At 40.0% G+C, this 2,466-nt stretch carries 2 protein-coding genes; one reads left to right on the top strand and one right to left on the bottom strand.

Annotated features, from left to right (window positions below):
• Nucleotides 1-352 precede the first annotated feature (352 nt).
• On the bottom strand, nucleotides 353-1,546 hold the full coding sequence (locus AB5903_RS22335; protein ID WP_368118309.1) for a site-specific integrase: 1,194 nt from the start codon (nucleotides 1,544-1,546) through the stop codon (nucleotides 353-355).
• Nucleotides 1,547-1,567: 21 nt separating this feature from the next.
• Between AB5903_RS22335 and AB5903_RS22330 the strand changes: the two genes are divergently transcribed.
• Entirely contained in the window at nucleotides 1,568-2,017 is a 450-nt protein-coding gene (locus AB5903_RS22330) for a hypothetical protein (RefSeq protein WP_368118308.1), read from the top strand.
• The last annotated feature ends 449 nt before the right edge of the window (nucleotides 2,018-2,466 follow it).

The raw sequence follows: 2,466 nt of genomic DNA, 5'->3' as shown, positions 1-2,466 counted from the left end.
ACAAACATATTTTATAAAAACACCTGGTAAACATACCTTATCATTAATTGTAGAACTTCATTGTAGAAGTGTTGCACCGTTTTCCACACTCATATTAAATAAGCCATCGCATAGACAATGAAAATTAATCACTTACAAATGTAAACTTTTTGGCACGTTTTTTGTTTTATTGTCAGTAAATCTTAAGTTGTTATAATATTAGGTATTAGTAAAAGGTAAAAAGAACTCTAAATTCTCTTTATAACACAAGACTAGGACATGCGTTCATCCCGGCACTGTGAAGTGCTGGGATGTTTTTTGTTTAAAGCATTCCGAGTAGGTAGAGGTAGAATGTCAGTAGATTCTATAAAATCTACCCACATTCTACCACACGGCTAAAATCAGGCGTTTTTTTCTTCCTTTTTATAGCCTTCAAATCACGTATTATCGTATTAGAAAGAACCTCTGAATACACCTCCGTAGTTCTGACCGAAGTATGACCGAGCAGCTTCTGGACAGTGGTTATCGGAACACCTTGGTGAACAAGCAGGGTCGCACAAGTATGACGGGCTACATGATAGGTTATGTGCTTCCTTATCCTGGCAAGAGTAGCTAATTGGGCAAGATACTTATTGGCTTCTGAATTGGGTCCGATTTTAGCAAAATCAGTTACTATATCGTAACGTTCCAATACAGCCAATGCCTTACCCTCAAACAGAAGATGTAACGGAAGTCTTATCTCTACATCTGTTTTGACGGACTTGAAATGAAGCCACCGCTTACCATTCACACGAATAATGTTCTCAGGTGTAAGCTGGCAGAAATCGGAATAGCGCAGGCCGGTGTAACAGCAGAACAGGAAGGCATCGAGTACATGGCGGAGCTTCTTATCCACATCAAGGTTCTCCAGCCTCTTCAACTCATCCGGAGTCAGGAATTCTTTCCGCCCTTTCTCTTGCTTTATCTTATACTTCCGGAAGGGGTAGGCATCGGAAGGGATATACCCCTGATTAATGGCTTCATTCACCAAGGTACGAAGCTGCCGGAGATGCTTGGCTATCGTATTGACACTATTTCCCTTCTCTTTCAAATGCACTTCAAAATCCCTTAAAAAAGTATAGGTAATATCCTTAAAATCTATCCCCGGACGAAATTCCTGAAGTACGGTTATCGTTGTCAGAAGATTTTCCTTGGTACTTCTTTTACGGTCGGATTCCTGCACATAGGTTCTGGCAAATACGGGGAAAGTGACATTGACCGGCTTGTCTTTCTTTATCGCATCTTTAAGTAGTGATAGAGTTACCGGAATGCCGCGTTTCCATAAGGATAACTCAATCGCTTGCAAGTGTAGGACAAACTCAAACAGCATCGAATTAAGGTCATTCGCCTGAGGATGGTTACACACTTGAGAAGTTTGTTTATCCCAGTGTTCAGGTTTCAGATAAATGTTCGTTTTAAAGTATACTTTTCGTTGGTTAAGCAAGGCTTCAGCTTGCACAAGGGCCATTCCCTGTTTGTTTAGCTGCTTCTTTCTGTTGTAAACTAAGCGGTATTTGATTTTATCCATTTTTAAGCCAAATGTACTTTTTTGGACGAGAAGCTGCAAACCGATGTGGGAGAACTGATACCTGTGGCTAACTTTCAAAAGAGCGGACTTTGGGATAAGAAAATGGTTCCGGTTTGGATGAATGCAAAATGCTTATTAATGACTGTAAGTCAAGAGTGTGTTGTCAACTTCTTAGTCTCAACCCGGCACACTTATGTAGCCCAGAATACGCTTGCTGTTGTACAGGTTATGTATGGCGTAGATGATACATATATTTCGGTTCGCTATCACCACTTAATTCCTAAAAGTCATCAGTTGATTCTCCTTAATTTAAAGTATAAGAAAACAGAAGATAATCGCTTGAATATCTATATTGAAAGCAATGACCCGGTGATTTCAATCCTATCTACATCAGACCTTTCGAGACTGGAATTTAAGAATGAAGTAATTAAAGAATTTCCACAAGATGCAATAGATGCCGTCGAAGTATGATTAGGGTATAATGGCCGGGGAGTTATATTCCCGGCCAAAATAATTGATTAAATGCTTTGCTGATTGAATGTAAAATTGTTCCATGAGGACCAAGGCCCATTATTCCAACTTACCCGTATACAAATTGTTTTTCCCTGTAAATCAACACCCGTTTGAATGGTTAAAGTCTTAGTATTAAATACAAGTAATCCACCGTAATTGAATGGCATAGTGGTAGAATTCCCCACATCATACATTCCACTTGTACGTATGTCATCGGGGGACATTTCTCCTTGAATTATATCACGCTGCATAAACGGGAAAAGTCCTAAAGAAGTGAACAGTTCTCCCACGTCGATTTATGGATGTGGGAGAACTGCTCGATGGTGGAGCCATCAAACAGAAGCGGTCTGACCTCAAAGATGCCGACCAATATACAACGCCAGGAACATACTTTGTAAACCTATGGG

The sequence above is a fragment of the Bacteroides sp. 2201st1_D9_2201SCRN_220225 genome, assembly GCF_040928965.1.
Taxonomy (GTDB): Bacteria; Bacteroidota; Bacteroidia; order Bacteroidales; family Bacteroidaceae; genus Bacteroides; species Bacteroides stercoris.
This window is presented reverse-complemented; position numbering and strand designations above follow the sequence as displayed.